The organism is Euzebya pacifica (genome assembly GCF_003344865.1).
Lineage (GTDB): Bacteria > Actinomycetota > Nitriliruptoria > Euzebyales > Euzebyaceae > Euzebya > Euzebya pacifica.
Genome location: NZ_CP031165.1, coordinates 98282 through 120404 on the forward strand (window position 1 = coordinate 98282; position 22123 = coordinate 120404).

Annotated in this window: 21 protein-coding genes; 7 read left to right on the top strand and 14 right to left on the bottom strand. The window is 72.2% G+C overall.

Annotation, left to right across the window (positions count from 1 at the left end; genetic code table 11):
* Positions 1-58: 58 nt before the first annotated feature.
* The gene (locus tag DVS28_RS00445; RefSeq protein WP_114589695.1) at positions 59-1072 is read right to left on the bottom strand and encodes a GGDEF domain-containing protein; all 1014 of its coding nucleotides are present in this window, start codon (positions 1070-1072) and stop codon (positions 59-61) included.
* Positions 1073-1155: 83 nt separating this feature from the next.
* Here DVS28_RS00445 and DVS28_RS00450 point away from each other — a divergent pair, with 83 nt between their 5' ends.
* The 3 genes from DVS28_RS00450 to DVS28_RS00460 all read left to right on the top strand — a co-directional run bounded on the left by DVS28_RS00450 (position 1156) and on the right by DVS28_RS00460 (position 4667).
* Positions 1156-3018: a protein kinase gene (locus DVS28_RS00450; protein WP_164709737.1), complete on the top strand. Its 1863-nt coding sequence runs from the start codon at positions 1156-1158 to the stop codon at positions 3016-3018.
* A 307-nt stretch (positions 3019-3325) separates the two neighbouring features.
* Entirely contained in the window at positions 3326-4084 is a 759-nt protein-coding gene (locus tag DVS28_RS00455) for a hypothetical protein (protein WP_114589697.1), read from the top strand.
* A gap of 25 nt (positions 4085-4109) precedes the next feature.
* Positions 4110-4667 carry a hypothetical protein gene (locus DVS28_RS00460; protein ID WP_114589698.1) on the top strand — a complete coding sequence of 186 codons (558 nt, stop codon included), beginning with the start codon at positions 4110-4112 and terminating at the stop codon, positions 4665-4667.
* A gap of 15 nt (positions 4668-4682) precedes the next feature.
* Here the strand turns inward: DVS28_RS00460 and DVS28_RS00465 are convergent, their stop codons facing one another.
* From DVS28_RS00465 to DVS28_RS00510, 10 genes are read right to left on the bottom strand one after another with little or no spacing between them, the layout of a single operon-like run.
* Entirely contained in the window at positions 4683-5708 is a 1026-nt protein-coding gene (locus DVS28_RS00465; RefSeq protein WP_114589699.1) for an NAD-dependent epimerase/dehydratase family protein, read from the bottom strand.
* Positions 5705-6115 (bottom strand): hypothetical protein, encoded by a 411-nt coding sequence (locus DVS28_RS00470; RefSeq protein WP_114589700.1) that lies wholly within the window; start codon positions 6113-6115, stop codon positions 5705-5707. Before DVS28_RS00470 ends, DVS28_RS00465 begins: the two co-directional genes overlap by 4 nt.
* A complete protein-coding gene (locus DVS28_RS00475; RefSeq protein ID WP_114589701.1) occupies positions 6112-7977 on the bottom strand; it encodes a hypothetical protein in 1866 nt (621 codons plus the stop codon). Before DVS28_RS00475 ends, DVS28_RS00470 begins: the two co-directional genes overlap by 4 nt.
* Positions 7955-10279, bottom strand: a complete 2325-nt coding sequence (locus DVS28_RS00480; protein ID WP_164709738.1) for a phosphotransferase — start codon at positions 10277-10279, stop codon at positions 7955-7957. Before DVS28_RS00480 ends, DVS28_RS00475 begins: the two co-directional genes overlap by 23 nt.
* A gap of 50 nt (positions 10280-10329) precedes the next feature.
* Positions 10330-11199 carry a glycoside hydrolase family 16 protein gene (locus DVS28_RS00485; protein ID WP_114589703.1) on the bottom strand — a complete coding sequence of 290 codons (870 nt, stop codon included), beginning with the start codon at positions 11197-11199 and terminating at the stop codon, positions 10330-10332.
* On the bottom strand, positions 11192-12277 hold the full coding sequence (locus DVS28_RS00490; RefSeq protein WP_114589704.1) for a GNAT family N-acetyltransferase: 1086 nt from the start codon (positions 12275-12277) through the stop codon (positions 11192-11194). The genes DVS28_RS00485 and DVS28_RS00490 overlap by 8 nt, the downstream gene beginning before the upstream one ends.
* Entirely contained in the window at positions 12274-13071 is a 798-nt protein-coding gene (locus DVS28_RS00495) for a polysaccharide deacetylase family protein (protein ID WP_114589705.1), read from the bottom strand. The genes DVS28_RS00490 and DVS28_RS00495 overlap by 4 nt, the downstream gene beginning before the upstream one ends.
* The gene (locus DVS28_RS00500; protein ID WP_114589706.1) at positions 13068-14309 is read right to left on the bottom strand and encodes a glycosyltransferase family 2 protein; all 1242 of its coding nucleotides are present in this window, start codon (positions 14307-14309) and stop codon (positions 13068-13070) included. The genes DVS28_RS00495 and DVS28_RS00500 overlap by 4 nt, the downstream gene beginning before the upstream one ends.
* Positions 14306-15268 carry a glycosyltransferase family 2 protein gene (locus tag DVS28_RS00505; RefSeq protein ID WP_164709739.1) on the bottom strand — a complete coding sequence of 321 codons (963 nt, stop codon included), beginning with the start codon at positions 15266-15268 and terminating at the stop codon, positions 14306-14308. Before DVS28_RS00505 ends, DVS28_RS00500 begins: the two co-directional genes overlap by 4 nt.
* Positions 15265-16065, bottom strand: a complete 801-nt coding sequence (locus DVS28_RS00510) for a glycosyltransferase family 2 protein (RefSeq protein ID WP_114589708.1) — start codon at positions 16063-16065, stop codon at positions 15265-15267. Before DVS28_RS00510 ends, DVS28_RS00505 begins: the two co-directional genes overlap by 4 nt.
* Positions 16066-16212: 147 nt before the next feature.
* Between DVS28_RS00510 and DVS28_RS00515 the strand changes: the two genes are divergently transcribed.
* Positions 16213-16797 carry an RNA polymerase sigma factor gene (locus DVS28_RS00515; protein ID WP_114589709.1) on the top strand — a complete coding sequence of 195 codons (585 nt, stop codon included), beginning with the start codon at positions 16213-16215 and terminating at the stop codon, positions 16795-16797.
* Positions 16798-16829: 32 nt separating this feature from the next.
* Here DVS28_RS00515 and DVS28_RS00520 read toward each other — a convergent pair whose 3' ends face one another.
* Entirely contained in the window at positions 16830-17525 is a 696-nt protein-coding gene (locus DVS28_RS00520; protein WP_114589710.1) for a sce7726 family protein, read from the bottom strand.
* Between the two features lie 69 nt (positions 17526-17594).
* The gene (locus tag DVS28_RS00525; protein ID WP_114589711.1) at positions 17595-18062 is read right to left on the bottom strand and encodes a nucleoside deaminase; all 468 of its coding nucleotides are present in this window, start codon (positions 18060-18062) and stop codon (positions 17595-17597) included.
* Positions 18063-18313: 251 nt separating this feature from the next.
* Between DVS28_RS00525 and DVS28_RS00530 the strand changes: the two genes are divergently transcribed.
* Complete coding sequence (locus DVS28_RS00530; RefSeq protein ID WP_114589712.1) at positions 18314-19357, top strand: GGDEF domain-containing protein; 1044 nt, start codon at positions 18314-18316, stop codon at positions 19355-19357.
* A gap of 26 nt (positions 19358-19383) precedes the next feature.
* Positions 19384-19734, top strand: coding sequence for a hypothetical protein (locus tag DVS28_RS00535; protein WP_114589713.1), 351 nt, complete (start codon positions 19384-19386; stop codon positions 19732-19734).
* Between the two features lie 10 nt (positions 19735-19744).
* On the opposite strand, the gene DVS28_RS00540 is transcribed toward DVS28_RS00535, so the two are convergent.
* Positions 19745-20674, bottom strand: coding sequence for an aldo/keto reductase (locus tag DVS28_RS00540; RefSeq protein ID WP_114589714.1), 930 nt, complete (start codon positions 20672-20674; stop codon positions 19745-19747).
* Between the two features lie 103 nt (positions 20675-20777).
* Between DVS28_RS00540 and DVS28_RS00545 the strand changes: the two genes are divergently transcribed.
* Positions 20778-22091, top strand: a complete 1314-nt coding sequence (locus DVS28_RS00545) for a PucR family transcriptional regulator (RefSeq protein ID WP_114589715.1) — start codon at positions 20778-20780, stop codon at positions 22089-22091.
* Positions 22092-22123: the final 32 nt, after the last annotated feature.

Sequence of the window (22123 nt, forward strand, 5' to 3'; positions counted from 1 at the left end):
GCGGAACGCCCATGGTCCCACTCGACCCCGGAACGTGCACGTGCGCGACCGTACGGGCCTACGGGGAATCGCCGACCCGTGTGTCATCGGACGGAGCGAACTCGACCCGGTTCCTCCCGGCGGACTTGGCCCGGTACAGCGCCGCATCGGCTCGGCTCATCCAGGTGAGGACGTCGTCGTCGGGTCGACGCGTGGCGACCCCGATGGACGCCGTGACCGGAGAGGACGCCGCGACCGTGACCCGCACGCGCTCGGCAACTGCGGCGGCATGGAGGGCGTCCGGCCCGTGGAGCAGGAGCACGAACTCCTCCCCTCCCCAGCGTCCGACCAGCGACCGGTCGGTCACCACGTCGACGAGGGCCATGGCGACCAGGCGCAGCGCGTCGTCGCCAGCGGCATGGCCGGCGGCGTCGTTGAGGGCCTTGAAGCGGTCGAGGTCGACCATCAGGAGGCTGGTGGGGCCGTGGTCCGGTCCCGTGCCGATGTGCTCCTCGAGCTGGTGGAGCACGGCACGCCGGTTGGCCAGCCCGGTGAGCTGGTCGGTGTGGGCGATGCCCCAGGCCTCGTCGGCCGAGCGGGCGTGCCGCTCGAGGACGCCGAGGAGCGTCCAGAAGAGCGCGACGAACGCGGTGAGGGCCACGAACCCACCCGGTGCCTCGGGCAGGATCGACCGCCCTCCGGCGACCAGGCACAGCAGCACCGTTGCGGCCCCCCACGACAGCCGACGGTGGCGAGGTGCAAGCAACAACGCGAGCGGCAACATCAAGGCGACCGCGGCGATGACAACAAGCGCGGCGCGCTCGACGGACACCTCGCCGAGGAACCACACCCGTGCGACCGCCATGCCGAGGCCCAGCCAGAAGAGGAGCCGCTCGGCGGCGGATTGGCGGACGATGCCGAGGTGCACGGCGGCGCCGATGCCCGCGACCGCCGCGGCTCGCGCGGGCAGCGTGGCCCGCAGGACCGGGTGCAGGTCGTCGAACCAGGACAGGACGACCATGGCCGTGGCGACGCAGACGATGCCCAGGAACGCCCGCCGTCCGAACCGCGAGGGGGTCAGGGGGGAGGCCATCCCGTACACATCGGCGGTCGGGTCCGACGGGTGAGGACAATTGGTGCTGGACGGCCACACGGGCCTCGGATAAACCGGAGCAGTTGCACGATCCTTCGCCTCCTGAACCCTCGCCGCCACCCGTCGACCTCGGCATACCCGACCTCGGGCCGGCGAGGCTGATCGGCGAGGGCGCCCGGGGGACGGTGTACCGGGCGCCCATCCCGACCGGCCACGACGTTGCCGTGCGGGTGGTGTCGCCCTTCGGCGGGGACCCCGCCGAGCTCGACGGACTGTGCAGGACCGCGGGGCTGCTGACCACACGTGCCCACCCGCATGTCTCAGCAGTCTGGGCGGCCGGTGTGACCGACACGGGCGCCGGCTACCTGGTCGAGGAGATCCGAGCCGGCGGCAGCCTGCGGACCATGCTGGAGAAGGGTCCGCTCGACGTGGCAGACGTGCTGTCCCTCGGTGTGCGGCTGGCGGCGGGCATGGCGGCCGTCCACGCCTGCGGGTCCCTCATCGGCTGGGTCGCGTCGGACAGTGTCCGGACGGATGCGTGGGGTCAGCGAACGTGGTGCGGTGTCGGGGTCGACCTGCTGCTGCGGGACGGGGACAGCCGTCGGGTGCCCAGCATGTACGCAGCCCCGGAGTGGTTCGAGGGTGGGGGCCCCACGGTGGCGACGGAGGTCTACGGACTCGGCGCCGTGCTGGCGCATGCGTTGCGCGGGCGGGCCCTCGCCGACATCGGGCATGTGGAGGAGACGATCCTGCCGCTGATGACGCGGGTGAGGACCGGGGACCTGCCCGACCTCGCCAAGGAGGGATTTCCCGAACCCGTCGCCGCCCTGATCCACACGCTGACCGCGCTCGACCCGGCGGACCGGCCGGATCCCACCGGTGCTGGCGCCATGATCCGTGCGGTCCAGGCGCGGCTGGGACAGCCGGTGACCGAGGTCGGACCGTGGTCCCCTCCCTCGAGGGCCGTGCCGGTCGGAACGAAGGGCCCCGAACGCGAACGTCTCGCGGTCCCACCGGCGCCCTCCCCTCGGCCGGCCCCGCCTTCGCCCTCCCCGCGGCCGGTCCCGCCGAGCCCGCGTCCGTCCGCACGGGGGTGGCTGGTGACCGAGCGAGGGGATCACTGGCCGGTCGCCGGCGAGGTCAGGATCGGAACCGGCACGACCGTGCGTCCGGTGGGCACGGGCGTGGTGCTGGAGAACCGCGACGAGGGAACCCTCATCGCGTCGAGCGGTCAGCCTCCTCGCCGGATCGCCTGCCCGTCGGCCACGTTCCTGGAGGAGGGGGACGTCGTTCACGTCGGTGGTGAACGCCTGCGGTGGCGTGCGTTCGTGGAAGCGCCGTTCCCTGTGCCGGCGCCAACGCATGCGCTGACGGCCGCGGCGGCGTGCGCCGGCCTGTACGGGGAGCCCTGGGTCGGTGCCCTCCTGGATGCGGCGAAACGCTGCCGGACGTCGGTGGTGGCGGTCGATGTCGGGCTGCGTACCGCGGCGGACCTGGCCCCGGTCCCGTGGGTGGCGCGAGGGGATCGGGTCGGGCTGGACCTGCCGGTCGGACGGGCGCGTGTCGTGACCGCCGGGCCCGACGGGGTGGCCGTGCCGCTCGAGGGTCGGCGGGTCGTGGCGTGGGATCGTGTCCGGGAGCTGAGGTACAGCGTCTGGGGGGCCAACCAGCAGGAGTTCGCCATCGAGCACGCGGACGGACGGATCAGCTGGTCGCCGGTTCTGGGGTGGCCGTCGGCTGGGTCCGGTTTCCTGAGGGCCGTCGCCGGGATCTGGCGCGCAGCGGCCCCCGACGTCTGGCGGCAGGCGCGGGCGGCACACACCGCGGACCTTCGCCAGCGGCACGGACTCCCTGACACGGGACCTGCTGACGACGCCGAACACGACGAGCTGCGTCGCCGAATCCTCCAACCGCGGGTGGGCGGGGACTCCCACCTGGTGACCTGACGTCCACTCTTCGCGAGGAGCCCGCATGACCAGCCACCATGACCAACGCGAGGCCCAGCAGCTGCGCGAACGTGCGGCTCCTGCGTCCGTGCCGACGCCAGTCGGCGTCCCGGTGGCCCCACCCCCGCCAAGCGTCGGAGGCGGCCCGGTGGGTTGGCTGGTCAGTGACCGAGGAGAGATCCTGCCGCTCCACGGCCTTACTTGGCTCGGCAGCGCCCCATCCGAGGCGGGAGCGCAGGAGCGCCGTCACTGTGTCGAAGGGCTCCACCCGACACACGCGTGCCTGCTTCCAGTCGGCACCGGCCTCGTGGTCAAGGAGCACCGGCTTCCCGCCGCCATCGTGTCGAACGGGCAGACACCCCAGATGCTGGACGGACAGTCCCTGACCGGCCTGGACGACGGGGACATCCTTCACCTCGGGCCGGTGCGGCTGCGCTGGCTGGCCAATGCGACCATGCCGGACGAACCGATTCCTCCGCCGGAGGACGAGCTGACCGCTGTCGCTGCTGCGTCCCGTCTGTACCGCCAGCCGTTCGTCAGCGCGCTGTTGGCCGCCGCCGCGCGCACACGCGGCATCGTGGCCGCGGTGGACGTCGGCCTTCGGGATGTGACCGATGACGCGCCGGCGGAGTGGGAACTGCGAGGGGCCTCCATCGTCCAAGACCTTCCCGTCGAGCGTGCCAGCGTGGTCGTGGTCGGCCCCCGCGGTGTGTCCGTACCGCTGGAGAACAGGCGCCCGGTGCCCTGGAGACGTGTCCGCCAGCTCCGGTACGGGACAGGGGACGTCAATCAGCAGTTCGAGATCCTCAGCGACTCCGGACGGATCGAGTGGGCAGCGCTCAGGGGAGGGCCAACCATGGGAACCGCGCTTCTCGGTGCAGCGGCGATGGCGTGGCGAGCAGCTGCCCCCGATGTCTGGCAGCAGGCACGCGCGGCCCACAGCGCGGACCTGCGGCAGCGCCACGGCTTCCTCGACACTGGGCCTGTTGACGACGCCAGCCACGAGGCGCTGCTCTTGCGGACGCGTCCCCCGCTGGTGCGTGGTGACTTCCACCTGGTGACCTGACGTCGACCCCGAGCGAGGAGACCACATGACCGACCGCTACGACGGACGCGAGGCCCCGCCGCCCGTGCCGATCGACGTGCCACCGATCGTGGGCGCCAACCCGTGGGGCGCTCCCCCTGGCTGGCGGATCGAGCACGGCCTGCCGCTCGTCGAACGTCGCGACTACCTCCCCTGGGCGGTTGTCCGCGGCGACGTCCCGCCGGAGGTGGTGTACCCGGGCACGGCCGAGACCGCGACCGAGGTCCTGCTCGTGGACGGTCCGTTCATGGGCCGACCGGTCCGCTTCGGCGCACGCTTCGACGACGACGGCGTGCTGGTCGGGCTGGAATGCCACCGCTTGGCGCACTGGGCGTGGCCGGACGTCCCGGCGGTCGGACTGTCGCCACAGGTCCGCACGCACCTGGCCGCCGCGCTGGGTTTGCCCACCACCCATCGAACCGACCGGCAGCAACCAGCCGACGAGTACGACGTGGGATGGCTCCACGCGCGCCACGAGGTCCGGTACAGCCCGTCCAGCCGCGATGCCATGGACGACTCCTGGGACGAGGCGCTGGTGATCACCGTCCGAGCTGGCGGGTCCTGACGTCGTGCCCGGGGGTCACGACACGCGGTCCATGGTGGGAAGGTCCCGGCCCTCGGCAACGCCCTCGAGCGCGATCCGCGCCGCCATCCTCCCGCGCGTCCACGCGACTGTGCGCTGGAGTCCTTCCTCCAGGGACACGGGCGCCACGTCGGGCACGAGGGTACGAAGGCGGTCGACGTCGGCCCGGCTGTGGCGGATGTCGCTCACCCGTTCGGGGCCGTGGTGCACGACCAACGGGTGGCCCACGACACGGCAGACGACGTCGATCAGCTGGTCCAACGACGTCGGCTCACCGGAGGCCACGTTCACCGCGGCGGCACTCGTCAGCCCACGTTGCAACGCGGTGGAGATCACGTCGGCCACCGTGTCGACGAAGACGAAGTCCCTTGTCTGCCCACCATCACCGTTGACCACCAACGGCTGTCCGTCGAGCGCGGCCTCGACGAACGCGGGGATCACGGCCGCGTACGCGTGGCCGGCCGGTTGGTGGGGCCCGTAGACGTTGAAGAACCGCAGCGGCAGCACCGGCAGGCCGTAGCTGCGCCCGTACGACAGCGCGTAGCCCTCCGCGGCCAGCTTGCTGGCTGCGTACGGGCTCAGCGGATCCACCGGCAGCCCCTCGTGCTTCCGTGCTGCCGGGTGCTCGCCGTACACCGCAGAGGACGAGGCCAGCACCACCGGGACGTTGCCGACGGCACGCGCCGCATCCAGCACCCGCAGGGTCCCCGTGGCGTTGACCTCGTGGCAGAGGACGGGATCGGCGACCGACGCGGCGACCGACGCCATGGCCGCGAGGTGGACGATCCCGTCGCAGCCCTCCACGGCGGACCGCAGCGCGGTCCAGTCCAGGATCGAGGCGTCGATGTCGGTCACCGGAAGGCCGTGGAGGGTGCCGTGGTCACCCGCGGAGCGATCGTCGATGACCCGGACCTCGTCGACCTCGTCATCGTCCAGCAACCGACGCACGAGGTTGGCACCGATGAAACCCGCACCACCGGTGACGAGGATGCGGCGGGGTCGTTGCAGCGTGGAGCGGGTCATCCCGACACCTTTCGTTGGCGCAGGAGCAGGCCCGCCGTCGCCGCGACGACCGTCACCCCCACGAGGATCTGGAGGGCCCGTGGTCCGGACCACGGGCCGATCAACAGGACGGTGGTGCTGACGACCACGGACACGGCAACCGACACGACGACGACAACGCCTGCACCCAGCCGGCGCACGTCGGGCCCGACGACGGCGAGTCCGGGACCGACCGCGACGAACGCCAGGACAAGCGCCCCGCGAAGCGCGATCGGCATGGGCACGGCCAGCGCGAGGGCGGCCAACGCCGACAGCGCCAGCGCACCGACCCGTCCCCGGCGCGTGGGGTCCATCAGCCGCGGGGTGTCGAGCGACCGCGTGGGGTCGATCAGCGGCGTGGTGTCGGTCTGCGGCGAGCGGTCGGTCATCGGGCACCCACCCCTCCCACCTCGGTGACGCCCCGGTCCTCGGGGGCTCGACCCCACACCACACCAGCGTCGTTGCGGGCCAGCTCGACGAAGGCGGGATCCGCGGCGAGCGCGGCGTCGATCGTGGCGATGCCACCCGAGGGCAGCGAGCCCGACGCCTCGGTGGCCGCGACCATGCTCCGGGTCAGCAGCAGGTAGGTGGCGCTGTACGCCTCGTTGTCCAGCCACTCGCCCAGCACCCCGGCGGGGTCGGCGAGCACCCGACGACGACCGTCGACGGGTTCACGGTCGATGGGGACGTAGGTGAAGACCTCGTACCGCAACGACTGCGTGGGGTAGTTGCGTGATCCCTCGACCAGCAGCGACCCGGGCGGGGCGGTCGCGTAGAGGTCCTGGACCAGCGCCACCTCGTCCTGACCGAACGCGTACTGCCGCTCGTTGCCCAGGTGGGCCAGCAGGAACAGCGGCAGCAGCACGGCGCTCGCAACCGCCACGACGGCAGCGCCCCCACGACGCGACCGGTCGGCCACGAGGAGGGTGCCGACGAGGAACGCCAGCGCCGGGAGCCCGAACAAGACCACGCGGAACAGCACCTCGCCGCCGTAGCTGCTCAAGCCGACCAGCAGCACCGGCAGCCCGGCCAGCAGGGCCATCAGGCCGTGGGTTCGTCCCCGACGCCATTCCCGCAGCAGGCCGATCAGCGCCAGCAGCACCACCAGGACGGTCAGCACCCGGGCCGACGCCGCCACCAGCGCCTGGCCGCTGCTGACCGCCGCGAGGTCGACCACGGTGCCGTCGAGGTTGCTGCCGACCGAGCCAACCGTCTCGAGCTCGTCGGCGTTGTCCATCAGCAACGGCGCGGCGAAGACCACGGCCCATGCCGCGCCGACGCCGACGATCACCGTGGCCAGCCACGGCGTCCCGGCGTAGGCCCCCACGACCAACGCCACACAGGTGAGGGCCAGCATCACCGGGGTCAGCTGATGGCTGCAGGCGATGGCGAGGGCAAGGACGTAGACCTCCCGCGGGACGACCCCCAAGCGCTTGCGGACCGAGGTCGGGCCCAAGCGGCGCACCCCGCGTCCCACCCGTGACATCGCCCTGCTGCTGGCCGCGCCGATGCGCGTCAGGGCCGGGGTGGCCCGTGTCGCCAGCCGCAGCGACACCGGGCGTCGTGCCGCCGTGAGGCAGACCAGGACCACGACGGCGGTCAGGTACATGACGAAGGCCATGGCCTGCGGGCTGAAGTAGTCCTGCCCGACCCACGACCCGAGTACGTACACCCAGCACGCCACCGGGCCCACTCGCCGATCGTCGGTGCACACGGCGAACAGGACCGACAGCAGCCAGACGACCAGGAGGTTGACCACCAGCGGCCACCACCGGCCCAGCTGGGCCGCGTCGATCCCGGTGGTCTCCGCGATCATGGCGTTGAGGGCGAAGAAGCCGGGCCACCCGTGGTAGGCGCCCAGCGTCTCGATGGTGGGGTCGACGACGCCGTTGCGCGTGATGAAGTCGATGACGCCCACGTGCTTCCACGCCCACGGATACCGCATGGTCCCGTACACCAGCGTCGGCGTGGCGTGCAGCACGACGAGCATCGCGACGACATGGGCCCGGAGGACGCCCGGCACGACCACGGGCATCGCCAGCGCACGGACGAAGCCGGCGACGAGGAAGCCCAGCCCGACCAGGCAGGTGACCGGCAGGACGCTGACGAACCCGAGGTCCGTCATCTCCTGCCAACGGATGCCGCCCACGATGCCCACGCCCCACAGGGCCACCCCGCCGATGAGCAGGGCCAGCGCGTCGAGCCGTTCGCGACGGCCGACCGCCGGTTCAGCGGAGGACGAGATCAACATTGAGCGCGAACCAGCGGGTGCCCGGCTGGTAGCGGGGTGAGGTGGGGATCGTGGCCGTGACCAGGCCGAGCCAGCCGAGGACCACCGCATCGTCGGGGGGCAGGGAGCCGGGGGTGGCGCCGGCCTCCTCGATGCCCGCGGTGGCGAGGATCGCCAGCTCCCACGGCTCAAGCTGTCTGCCGGACCGCAGGCCGACGACATGCGGACCCAGCTGCTCGCCGAGGGCGTCGATCCTGCTGCTGAGCACCAGGGTGGCCAGGTCCACCAGTGGGTTGCCGTACGAGGAGGCCTCCCAGTCGACGAGGCCGACCGGCGCGTCGGGACCGGTGGGACGGCCGTCCCACCACGACGAACCGGGGCGAACCTCGTCCAGGCGGGTCCCATCGATGACGACGTTTCCCAGCCAGGCATCCCCGTGCACGACCGCGTGGTCGGCGTCCGCGAGCTCGAGCCGGGTGGCGATCCGGTCGAGGGTCCCCTCGAGGCGGTCGAGCGCGGCCGGACGGGCCGAGGCGACCAACGCCTCGACCAACGGTTCGGCGGTGTCGTGCACCCAGCGGCGACGTTCGGGCGCGGTGGTCGGGTGGGCCGTTCGCTGGTGCAGGTGGCGCAGCGCCCGGGCGGCGATCTCGGTCGCCTCGCGCCGGGACAGCCCGTCGCCGACGAGGTGATCTGCCCGGACTCCGGCCAGCCGGGTCTCCACGCTGATGGTTGTGGCAGGAGTGGTCGGCACCGTGGTCAGGTCGATGATCGCGGGGTGGGCCACGAGGCCGTCCAGCGGGAGGGACGCGGAACGGGTCAGGACGTCGGCCGCGGCCTCGATCGCGGTCGTCCCGTGCGATGCGGTGGCGGTCCGCACGACGAGCTGCGCCCCGGACGTCCGGTCGGTCACCGAACGGATCGTGACCTCACCGCCGCCGGACATGGCCTCCACCTCCAGCGCTCGCCCCCGCAGGGCAGGGAACGGCACCAGCGGGTCGGTGTCTCGCCGGCGACGGCGGCGGGCCGCCCGCTGTCCGTCCACGTGCAGCCACAGGCTGGTGGCGATCGCGCGGATGGGGGACTCGCGCAGTGTGTCGTTGAGGGCCAGCGCCGCCACGAGGTTCAGGCCGAGCCACAAGCAGCCCACCCCGGTGATCCCCGCCTGCTGGACCGCCGGGCCCGCGCCGCCGACCACACCCACCGCCAGGCCAGCCGAGACCAGCAGGAGGCGTCGGTAGCGGCCGGTGGCCCGCAGCACCGCCAGCCCGTTGGTCACCACCAGGCCCGGAAGGGTGGCCACGACCAGAAGCCGGAGGAGGGTCGTGCCGGCGGTGCGGTACTCGGGTCCGAACAACGACAGCAGCAGCGGTGCGGCGACGACGCCGACGACCGCTGCCGGAACCAGGACCACGGCGCCGCGACGCAGGGAGCGCAGCGCCAACGAGGTGGCGTTCCTCGGCGCTGCGGCGGCCTCGGTGAGGAGGGACATGCCGAGGCCCCGCCCCAGCAGGTACGGCACGTAGGCCGTGGACCAGGTCAGCGTGAAGTAGGCGGTGCGTGCTGGTCCCACGTGCCCGAGGAGCAGCACCGGCAGCAGGCCGTGGGACGCCGAGCTGAACAGCGAGGCGACGTGGTCGACGGTCAGGAACCGGCCGACGCCGCCCAGCGAGAGGTCGTCCGGTCCGGCGGTCGTCGGGCCGGACGTCGCCGGGAGGGACCTCGCGACGACCAGCCAGACGGTGCCGACGACGATCGGCAGGGCCGCGACCCAGGCCCAGAAGACCGCGAGCGCTGCGGTGACGGGCAGCGCGAGGAGGACGACGAGCTTGACGATCGCGTAGCCGAGGTTGGAGGCCAGCAGCACCGAGCTGCGGCGAAGTCCAGCCAGGACTCCGTGCTGGACGACGAAGAGGGTCCAGCAGGCCGAGACGGCGGGGAACCACCACCACGCACCGGTTCCGTCGAGCGCGGGCACGAGGTCCGGGGCCCACCGCGACAACCCCAGCAGGAACACCACACCGGCCAACCCGCCGGCAGCGGCGGCGGTCGTGCCGCCGGTGCGCAGGAACCAGCGCGCGCGGTCCCCGGCGACGGGCAGGTAGCGGTTGAAGCCGTTGACCAGGCCCAGCTGGGCGAAGTTGCCGAGCAGTCCGAGCACCGCGACGAGCGCAGCCCCGATCCCGACCGTCGCCGCGCCGTATCGCCGGGCGGCCACCGTCCAGAACGCGACGCCGAGGACCGAGGTGGCGAGCGAGGACAGCCCGATGACGTAGCCGTGGCGTGCCAACGGATCGTCGCCGAGCGCCCGCACTGTGTGCATCGTGCGGGCTCGAAGGCCACCCGCCGGTGCCCTGGCTTCCTCCACCTGCATCATGATCCGCACCGGGGACGGATCACGACGTCCTCGACGTCGAAGGACGCCGGGAACGTGGTGTCCGGGCCGGGCGGCCCGGCCCATTCGCCGCCGACCGCCAGGTTGATCAGGAGGTACATGGGCTCGTCGGGGATGGCGTCGGGCTCGGTGACCTCCCAGACCGTGCGGCCGTCCAGCAGGAACTCCAGCCGGTCCGGCGCCCAGATCACGCCGTAGGTGTGGAAGTCCTCGGAGAGGTCGTCGACGTCAACGTCCTGGCCGAGGGACTGGCGTTCGCCATCGCCGTCGACGTAGTGCACGTGCATGCGCAGGATGTCGGTGGAGTCGCCGAGGACCTCCATCAGGTCGATCTCCGGTCGGGACTCCTCCGTGGCCGGCAACATCCAGATTGCCGGCCAGAGTCCCGACCCAGAGGGGACCCGGGCGCGGACCTCGACCTCGCCGTAGGTGAACGCCAACCGCGGTTCGCCGTCGTGGACCGCCGGGCCGGTGGTGATCATCCCCGAGCGGTGGCTCCACCGGGTGCCGTCGTCGGTGGTGTGCGGTCGGTCGTCGGCCACCAGCCTGACCATGCCGTCCGCGACCTGCACCTGATCGGGCAGGTACCACTGCAGCTCGTCGTTGCCGAGGTTGGTGCAGCCGTCGTCGTCCCACCAGTAGCAGCGCGTCCATGCCGCGTCGTCCAGCCGATCGCCGTCGAACCGGTCCACCGTCGCGAACTGTCCGGGTTCGCGCCGGCGGTAGAACTCAAGGCTCTCGCACGCCCCACGGGCGGCGTCCTGGGTGACCACCGCGAGGACGAGCAGGGCGGCCACCACGACCACGAGGCGCCGGGGCTCGAACCATCGTCGGATGGCGTCAGGCACTGGCACCCGCCTTCGCGTCAGGGCCGGTCGGTCCGGGCGTTCGCACGAAGAGCGTCCGGGCCGTTCCACGTGCGACGGCCTCCAATCGGCTCAGGGGCAGGCGCTCGAGCCGGTAGGACGCGTAGGGCACGGGCACGGCGCCAAGCCCTCGCTTGAACGCCTCCAGGCCGCTGCCCGCGGCGCTGTCGCCCATGTGGTAGTGCGCGCAGCCGGCACGGGCGGCCGCCTCGATGGCGGTGGCCTGCAGCAGGTGGGTGGCGCCGCTGTTGCCCACGGCGTCGATGTCCATGGCGCCACGGGTGTAGTGCGCGTTGGTGCCCTGCAGGACGAGCGCACCGCTGACGGTGCGGTCGCCGAGCGAGGCGAGGTAGAGCCGGAAGGACGGGCCGATGGCGTCACGCAACCGCTGCAGCCGTCGTCGGGGATCCCTGATGCTCCGGCGGAGGTGCGCGACCGCCGGGACCTCGCCGTCACGTCGCGCCCAGCGGGTGACGGAGGTCCGGAGCAGCAGGAGGAAGGCATCCAGGTCGTCGTCAGTTGCCGAGCAGCGAACCTCGACGCCCTCCCTCTCGGCGCGTCGGATCAGGCGCCGGGTGCCCTTGTTGAACGCGTCGTCGCGGACCCGCTCCCACCCGTCCCGCAGGTCCACGACCCCGGCCCGGGCGGGACGCACGACGGGCAGACCGTCCGCGGCCTCTTGCCACAGCGAGGCATCCAGCGGGTTGGGACGCAGGTGCACCTGTGCGGGTCCCCGGTGCCGCAGGTCGTCGAGGACTGCGGCCAGGTGTCCCGCGCGGAGCGACCGGTCCGCGATCAACCCCCCGAACCCCCAGGCCGCCGGCTGCGATGCCAGGCGGGCAGCGCCACCCAGCCCGATCCGGACGCCCGGGAGGACGGCACGGGTGCCGTCGAGGAACACGTACAGGCGGCTCCCGTCAGCGGCGCCCCACGCCCGGGCGGCTGCCCGGGTGGCCGCCGGCGTCTGCGACACGAGGGTCCTGGGGTCGGCGGCGGCGACGGCGGACCACTCGGCGGGCGGTGCTGGGGTCAGGACCTCGCGCAGCCTCGTCCCGTTCATCCCACACCTGCCAGATGGCGTTGCTGGCGGCCGAGGGTGCCCCGCCTGATCACTCGCCAGGCGCTGCGCTTCACCCGCCCCAGACGCGGATCCCGGGTGCCGCAGGCATGCAGGTGGCGAAGCAGGTCGTCGGGCTCCATGTCCCCCCGGACCTCGACCCGGGCGAGGGCGAACGGGTCGTCGGCGTGGCCGTGGAGCCGGTCGCCCACCCCGAGTCCGGTGCGGTACCCCAGGTCCGCGGCGGCACGCCTGACTTCCCTCGTCGAGTAGCCGTGTGGGTAGGCCACCGTTGTGACCGGTCGGCCGACCACGTCCTCCAGCACCGCCCGACCGGTGGCCAGCTCGGCACGTGCTCGGTCGCCGTCCAGCAGGTCCATCATGGCATGGGTGTGCCCGTGGGCACCCACCTCCACGTGGTCGGGCAGCGCGGCGAGGTCGGTCGTCGACATCATCGGCACGTCGCCTGCCCCCAGCGGTGCCAGCCACTCGGCCCGGCCCCCCACGTAGCCGGTGGTGACCAGCACCGTGCTCGGGACGTCCAGCAGCTCGAGCACGGGAAGCGCCTCGCAGGCGAAGTCAGCGAACCCGTCGTCGACCGTCACCGCGTACGGTCGTCGTGGCAGCGGCGCCCCGTCGCGGGCCGCGACGACCCGCTGCAACGTCACCGCCGTGTAGCCCTCCTCGGCCAGGGCGAGGAGGTGGGCCGCCATCCGCCAGGGGGTCATCTGCCAGCGCGACAACGCCTCGGGCCCGGTCGGGGCGATGCTGTGCAACATCAGGATCGGGATGCTCACGCGTCCTCCTCCGTCGTCGCCGTCAGCCCGACGCCGACATGTGGCCGGATCCGTTCGGCGCGGCGTCGGCCGGCCATGTAGGCCCACGGGCCCGACAGCAGTCCGACCAGGTGCACCATGTCGTGCCCCCGTCGGCGACCTGCCCCGGGTGCAACCCTCGCCGACTGGCTGACAAGCCGTCGCACGCCTGCCGGGATGGCCTGTCGCAGGATCGTCGCGCCGTCGGGGTCCTGCAGCGCACACCGGGCGAGGTACGCGCCCAGGCCGCGACCGTAGCCCTTGGCCTGGCGGGCCAGCGCCCTCGGGTCGTCGGGGTGGTGGTGCCGAACGACGGCCGCCGGTTGGTAGACGATGGCCATGCCGCGCACCAGGAGGTCGTGCATCACCGCGAGGTCGTCCCCGCCAGCGCTGGGGCTGCCCGCGCCGAGCGCCAGGTCGAAGCCGCCGAGCTCCTGCAGGGCGCTGCGCCGGATGGCGATGTTGGCACCGGATCCGCATTCACCCACGAGCAGCGGGAACAGCCGGTCGGAGGGACGGTCGTCGTCCAGGTCGAAGCGACGTTCGGTGAACCCCTTGCCGAGGCCGTTGCCCTCGGCCCGGGCCTGGGTCACCGTGTCCAGCCGTGCGGGATAGATCAAGCCCGTGACGGCTCCCGCATCGGGGTTGCGTGCGAACGTGTCGACGATGGCGGACAGCCAGTCGGGATCGACCTCCACGTCGTCGTCGGTGATGGCGACGATCGGGGTGTCGACCAGGCCCAGCCCGGCGTTGTGGGCGGTGGAGAGGCCGGCCAGCGGTTCACGCACCCACGTCACGTCGAGGCCGTCGTGGCATGCCGCGCGGACGACGCGCTGGGTCTCCTCGCCCGTGACCGCGTTGTCGACCACGAGGACGCTGAAGGGCCGGTAGTGCAGGCGTGACAGGGACGCGAGGCATCGTTGGAGGGACGCCGGCCGATCACGGGTGGCGATCAGCACGGTGACCAGCGGCCCCCGATCGGCGAACGACCTCGCGGGGCTCGGGGACCGGTCCGCCCGCGCGATCGCGCTGTCCATCGCGGAGGGGTCCACGACCCCGCCGGGCGCATCCACGACGGCCACACCGACGGGACGACCGCGGTCCCGCAGCAACATCTGGACCCGCTCGTAGCGCCGGCCGTCGGGGGTGGAGCCGGTGACGATCCGTCGGGGCGGTTCTGCCACGTCGATGTCGACGAGCTGCACCGGCCGGAACGTCATGCGATCGCCTCCTCGGGCGTGGGCCGCCGGTCCTGCCTGGCCGGGCGCTGGTGCTCGGAGGCGTAGCCAGCCGCGGCGGCGATCACCCCGACGACGATGGCTGCAGCCTGCACCGGTCCACCGGTGCGCCACCCGTCGGGCGTGCCCAGGCACCGTCCGAGCGCTGAAGGGATGGTCGCCCGAAGGTGCGCGCGTTCGCTCGAGAGGGCGTCGTCGAACCCCTGGGTGGACGACACGCGGGCCTTGGAGCGTCCCTCACCATGGCAGCGCCGCAGGTAGTAGCGCATCCGCGCTCGGTCGTCGTCGACGTGATGGCGCACGCGGATCGCCGGGTCGAACAGCACCGAGTCGTTGCCGAGCAGGCGGCGGAGCCGGATGCAGAGCTCGGTCTCCTCTGCCCCGAGGGCGTCACCAGCCCCCCTGCCCACCCGGGTGTCGAACCCGCCCAGCGCGGCCAGGGTGCTGGCCCGGAACGCCATGGAACAACCGATGACGTTGCGCACCCTTGCCGGGGCGGTCGGGGAACCCTCGTGGGTGCAGCCCACGACCCAGTCGAAGGTCGGGTGGAACCAGCGGGGTCGTTCACCCGGCCACTGGGGTTCTGCCGTTCCGCCGACGGCCTGCACCGTCGGGTCGTCGAAGGCCGCGCCGATCCGTTCCAGCCACGTTGCATCGGCCTCGGCATCGTCGTCGAGGAAGGCCACGATCTCGTGGCGCGCGGCAGCCACACCGGTGTTGCGAGCCGAGGACAGGCCAGCCGGATCGTCGGCGGCCACGATGTCGATGGTGGGCCATGCCAACCGGGCGTAGGTCATCAGCGCGTCGTTGTGGTCGATGACCAGCACGACCTGGTCGGGCTGCTGTGTCTGGGCGGCCAGGGATCGCAGCGCCTGCCCGAGGACCCCGATCCGTTCGGTCGTGTGGGCGCAGACGACGACGGAGACCGATGGCGACCTCACGACGCCGCCGACAGCGACACGTCGTCCAGCACGATCACCCGGTCGGGTTCGGCCGCCACGGTGGCCAACGGGACGGGCAGGTCCAGCCGCCACTCCCGCACGATCGTGCGCAGGACCCGGAACCCGTCCCGGAAGGTCCGCAGGTTGCTGCGGCCGTGCACCCGGGGCGACTCGAACGAGGCCACCTCGGTGATGCGGTGGCGCGCCTTGACTGCGCGGAGGGCCATGAGCGTTTCGATCTCGAACCCGTCGCAGTCCAGCGCCAGCTGGTGCACGCGGTCACGCCAGAAGGCGTTGTAGCCGTAGCACAGGTCGCTGAAGCGGACCCCGAAGAGCGCGCGGGCGATGAGCTTCAGGCCATGGTTGCCGGTGCTGCGATACCACTCCATGTCGGTCGTGCCGCCGCCCTGGACGAACCGCGACCCCTTGGCGAAGTCCGCACCCGACAGCAGCGCCCCCACGAACGCGGGGATCTCCGCGGGGTCAGCGGATCCGTCGGCGTCGAGGGTGACGACCACCTCGCCGGTCGACGCGGAGATCCCGGCGATGAGCGCGTGTCCCTTGCCGTTGCGCGGCTGCTCGATCACTCGCAGTGATGGGAGGAGTACCCTCGCGACGTCCACCGTGCCGTCCGTCGACTCCCCGTCGACGAGGATGACCTCGTGCACCCAGCTCGGGATCCGCGGCAGCACGTACGGCAGGTTGGCGGCTTCGTTCACCGTGGGCACGACGACCGAGATCGTCGGCCACTCGGCGGGTTGCGGGGGGATCGGCTCGAGCGGGCGGGGGTGGAACATCGGACGTCCTGTGCTTCTCGGAAGTGCCGCGGCGGCGGTGGCCCACCGTCCACGAGGTTGCAGTTCGAGAGAGAAGTGCGACGGGGCGTTCGAACAGGTACATAACTTCTTGCAACGTGACGCGACTTCAGCGTAGGGTCACGGACTGTGAGCAATCCGCGGGGATCCGAGGGGACCCGGTCGACACCTGACCGGGTGGGGGGCGGCTCGCTGCTGGACCGGTGCCGGGCCGGTGATCAGGCGGCATGGGAGCGGTTGCTCGCCCGGTACGAGCGGCTGGTGTTCTCCATCCCCCTCAACTACGGCCTGGACCGCGAACAGGCGGCCGACGTCATGCAGTCGACGTTCACCGAGCTGCTCGCCAACCTCGGCACCGTTCGGGACGGTGACCGCCTCGGCGCCTGGCTCGCCACCGTGGCCAGGCGCTTGACCTGGCGGACGATCGAACGGCGGTCGCGGGACCAGCAGGTGGCCGAGCTGGCGGATCGGCTGGACCCCATCGGCGACTTCATCGACGCCTGGAACCAGCGCAACTGGGTCGTGGAGGCGGTGCTTGCGCTGGACGGGCCGTGCCGCGACCTGCTCGAGGCGATGTACCTGGACCCCGCCAGGCCGTCCTACGACGAGATCGCCGAACGCCTGGGTCGGTCACGGGGAGGGTTGGGGCCGGCGCGGGGACGGTGCCTCGACAAGCTCCGCGAGCAGCTCCGCCGCCTGGACGAACACGCCTGACACACAACGACCTGCGCACGGGCCGGTCGTGTTCACCGGTCCTCGAGCAGTCGCCGTTCGTACTTGGCCCGGACGCGCGCCCGACGGGCGACCTTCTTGGGTGGGGTGGGCTGGCGCACGACTCGGACGGCACCGCGGGCGTCAGCGACGTCGACCCACTTCCGTTCCAGCAGCCTCGCGCGCACGATCGCGCCGGTGCGGGGGCCGGCCGCGGCCGCGACGACGCTGGCCAGGTCCGAACGTGCCATCCCGGCGGTCCCGCCGGCCTGCCCGGCCTCGGCCACCGCGGTCTTGAGCTCGGGCATCCACAGCAGGTTGGTGAGGGCCAGGTGGTCCTGATCGGGGTTGTGGCCCGTCGGCCTGACCTGGTGGACGCCGGCGGCATCGACGTCGGTCAGCCCCCACCACGACGGCAGCAGCTCCGCCGCCGCGGCAACGTGGCCGGCATCGCCGGCCAGGACACAGCGGTCGCACACCCGGCCGTACCACCCGGCCTGGGTGGGCAGGCGTGCCAGCGTGTCCGCGGCGGACTTGATCTCCACCCCGATGATCGCGTCGGCGTGGATGACGACCAGGTCGGCTCGTGCCGATCCCCGGCCGAGCCCCAGCTCGTGGACGACCAGGACCGGCTCGTCCATCCCGCCGAACGTCTCGACGAGGTCGTCGACCACCCGCGCCCGGACCTCGGCCTCGGACAGGGCGTCGGCACCGGTCGTGGAGCGTCCCATGGGCCGAGCGTACGGCCGGTCACTGGCCCGGCGGGGGAGGGGCCGACGTGGGGTGACCCTGTCGTCGTCTCAGCAGGTCCCGAAAACGGCGGTCGCCTCGCCGGCCAGCTCCGGGCACGGCCCCTCGACGACGACCTCCACGTTGGAGGCGGCAACGACGTCGTGAACCCGGAGGCCGACGGTCGGTCCGTCGCCGGAGTCCAGCTCGGCGATCATCGGGGCGGAGAGCACGTAGACGAGGCGACCGATCCCGGCCTTCACGTGGGCGGTGGCGCACATCGCACAGTGCTCCCCGCTCGTGTACATCGTCGCCCCTGCGCGTTCGTCGGGGTCGAGGTGGCGCGATGCCCACGACGCGAGCGCGAGCTCCGGGTGGGCGGTGACATCACCCGTGGTCACCACCTCGTTGCGACGCTCGGCAAGGACCGCGCCATCGGCAGAGACCAGCACGGACCCGTACGGCTGGTCGCCGGCGTCCACAGCCGCTGCCGCCAGCTCGATGCAGCGGCGAAGGTGCGTGAGGTCGGTCTCGTTCATGGGGGTGGCCGGTCGCGGGTCGACGATGGTGGAGGGACTCTAACCACGGTCCTGTCGGGCACCACCGCACAACGTCACCGAGCTGTCCGTGCGACTTCCCTGGCGAAGTCCTCATCACCGGGTGGGGCCTGCCGATCCGGTACAGAAGGGCAACTCCTCTGAACCGGGACTCGGTGATGGCGCACGCAGGCGCGGACAGTGTCGACCGGCGCGACGGACTCCGTCGACGCATCTATCTCGCGTGCCTCATCGTGGGAATCCCGATCCTCCTGACCGTGTGGTGGACCCACCGCGCCGACGACCCCTTCCTGGCCCTTGCCTATCCCTTGAGCGCGGCCTCGCAGGTCGTGGTCGTCGTCGGGCTGCTGCGCGGCAGCATGGGGGTGCGGACCGCGGAACGTGTCGTGCTGGCGGGCATCGTCGTGACCTACCTCGGCGGCCTCGGGGTCGGGGTGGTCACCGCACCCGACCTCGCCAGCGTCGACGAACAGCTGACGCTCTCGGCCCTGCTGACGGTCAACCTCATGCCGATGCTGGCCTACGTCACCTTCGACACCGCTCGCGCGCTCCAGGTGTCGCTGGCGATCGTCGGGGCCTACATCGGGATCGTCGGGATCCGCTTGGTGCCCGAGGCGCTGTCGGGACGGCTGGGCGGCGAAGCGACGGACTACCTCAGCCAGATGATCTTCCTGCTGGCGGCGGTCGGCCTGCTGCACGTCATCGCCCAGGTGAAGTCGCAGGCGGCAGAGGCGCGACTGACCGCCGAGGCGATGGAGGAGCTGGCCAACACCGACGCCCTGACCGGCATCGCCAACCGCCGGCAGCTGCACCAGGTGCTGGAGGAGTGGGTGGGCGCCGCGGCGGCCGACACCAACCTCGCCGTCGTCCTGATCGACCTCGACCACTTCAAGCGGGTCAACGACCGCCACGGGCACGAGACGGGCGATGCGGTGCTGCGCCGGGTCGCCCGCACGCTCGTCGATGTTGCGCGTCCGGGAGACCTCGTCGGTCGTTGGGGCGGTGAGGAGTTCCTCGTGATCGCCCCGGCGACGACCAAGGACGAAGCAGTCGTGCTCGCCGAGGCCTGTCGCGTGGCCCTGTCGGCCACGACCGCCCCAGCGGTGGGACGGATCACCGCGAGCTTCGGTGTCGCGGTCCACCTCGACGACGACACCGCATGGACGTTGCTTCGTCGGGCCGACGACGCCCTGTACCAAGCCAAGGCGCAGGGTCGTGACCGGGTGGAGATCGAGGTGGCCGAGGGACGGGAGCTGCGCACCTCCGGCGTGGCCTGACACTCGAGGCAGGCACACTGGTCCGTGTGATCTCGTGGCCCCGCACCGTTGTCGTCGTGTCGCTGGTCGGTGTGCTCCTCGGCGGGTGCGGGATCGGTGGCGGGGTGCAGGAGGTCCGCCTCGAGCGGCTGGCCGACGAGCAGGATGCATGGGACGGGCGTGACGTCCGCACCCGCGGCATCGTGAGGATGGCCGAGCAGCCCCTGCACTACTGGATCGAGGACGACGTCCCGAACCGGGTCGAGATCCAGCCCGCCGACGCCGTGGAGGACCATGTGGGACGGCAGGTGATCGTCGAGGGAACCTTCCGCTTCCGCGACGACGAGGGTCGCCGGATCACCGTCGGCACCGTCGAGGTCGTCACCCCGGACAGCTGACTCGGGCAGGTCAGGTCCAGTCCAGGGCCGACCGACGGTTCCAGTAGGCCGCCGGGTCCTCCGGGGTGACGGTCGGCAGGTCGTCGGGGTCCACCTCGACCGCGCCGACGTTGGATCGCAGGTGGGCCTCCGTGGCCGCCCCGGACAGCACCACGTCGACGAACGGCTGGGCCAGGACGGCGGCGATCGCCAGCGCATCGCTCGACGCCGGTCCCCTGAGCGCGTGGTCGCCGCGGGCGGTCAGCCGACCGTTGGCCAGCGCCTCCTTGACGATCACTCCCCACCCGGCGTCGTGGGCCTCCGCCAGGGCTGGGCCGGCGGAGGGCTCGAGGACGTTCCACGTTGCCTGCACACAGCGGAAGGGGCTGCCGGGGATCGCCAGGGCCCGGCGGATCGTGTCGGCCTGACCGGGACCGGAGACCGACAGGCCGACCGTGACCGGTTCGGCTCGCAGGGCGTCGAGCACCGCCTCGTCCTCGAGGATCCCCGAGTCCAGCGTCGCGGAGTGCACCTGGTACAGGCCCAACCGATCGCCCAGCAGCGCGTCGGTCTCGGCCCGCTGCCGCTCGAACGTCGCCAGCGAGTGGTCCTTCACTTCGTGCACGTCGGCCTCGACCTGCCAGTCGGCGGTGTAGGTGTAGCCCCACTTCGACCCGATCGTCACGGGCGCCGACGGCGACCAGTCCGACAGGAACGCCTCGGCGCGCCCGTACGAGCGGGCCGCATCGACGTAGGTGATGCCCAGCGCGACGGCGAGGTCGAGGACGCGGTGTGCCCTGCGGCGCATGCCCTCCACGGAGCGGTCCTCGCCGACGTCGTCGGCGTGACCCACGTTGATGTAGCCAGGGCGTCCCAGCGCCGCCAGGCCGAGCCCGATTCGGCCGATCGTGGGGCCGCCGCGGCCGAGGGTCGTCGTGGGCAACCGGTCGGTGTTCGTCATGCGGCGGACCCTACGACGCGAGGGCCCGACCGACGCGGGGGCGGACGCCGGTAGGCTGCCGCGCCGTGAGCCGACACCCGCTTCTCCCTGCCAGCGCGGCGCCATGACGAGCCGTCCGCTGCAGGGCCGGCTGGTGCGCGAGGACGAACCCGGGGCGGAGGAGATCCTGCGGTTGGTCGGGGTGGTCGGGGACCGGCTGCAGGCCCGGTTCCCCGAGATCAACGACACGATGAACCTTGCCATCGAGGACGCCATCGACGTGCTCGACGACCCCGAGATCCTCGACTCGATGCACGCAAGCGTCGAGGGCAACGTCGTCACCATCCTCCACCTGCTGCGCCAGGGCATCCCGCTGGAGCACGCCCAGCCGATCACGGCGGCCACCGACTACGCCCGGCGAACCGCCCAGCAGGGGGTGCCGTCCGCCGCCCTCCGCCGGGCGTACCACATCGGCTCTGACGACCTGCTCAACCACATGTTCGAGGAGATCCAGCAGCTCGACGCCGAAGCCGACGTCAAGCTGCGGCTCCTCCACCACCTCGCCGGGTGGATGCACCAGTACGTCGACTGGATCACCGCAGTCGTGCTCGAGGTCCACGAGGAGGAACGGCGCCACGTCCTCCAGCGCCGCGCGAGCGTCGTCTCCGGGCTCGTCCAGCGGGTCCTCGACGGCCGACCGGTCCCCCCTGCCGACTTCCTGAACCGCACCGGCTACCGCCTGTCGCAGGTCCACATCGCTGCAGTCGCCTGGCTGGCAGGGGCCAACCAGGGCACCGACCGGACCGCCGACCTGACGGAGGTCGGGCACCGGCTGGCCGGGCTGCTCGACAGCCACGGCGCGCCGCTGCTGGTGCCGGTCGACCGCAACGCGGTGCGGATCTGGATCGGTCTGGGGCAGCGGTCCGACCCCGTCGACATGGCCGACCTGCGTCGGCGGCTCGACGTCGACGCCGACGTCAGGGTGGCGCTCGGCACCCCGCTCGACGGACCGGATGGCTTCCGCCGCAGCCTCGAGCAGGCCGAGGTGGTCAAGGTCGTCCCGACGGTGGCAAGCACGTCGGTGACGCGAGCCGTCGGCTGGGCCGAGGACGGCATGACCACGGTTGCTCGGCTCGCCCACGACCTCGGCGGGACGCGACGCTGGGTCCGCGAGGTGCTCGGACCGTTGGCGGAGGACACCGAGGGCGCCGAGCGATTGCGCGAGACCGTCCGGGTGCACCTCCGGAACGGCGGCAGCTACGTGCGGACCGGCGAGGTGCTGCTGCTGCATCGCAACACCGTCAAGTACCGGATCCAGCAGGTCGAGGCGATGCGTGGCCGACCGCTCGAGGACGGCCGGCTGGACCTCGAGCTCGCGTTGCATGCCTGGCACCTGCTGGGGTCGGTGGTCCTGGTCGGCGGAGGACACACCCGCTGACCACGGTCATCTGCGGTTGTGCAGCGTGCACA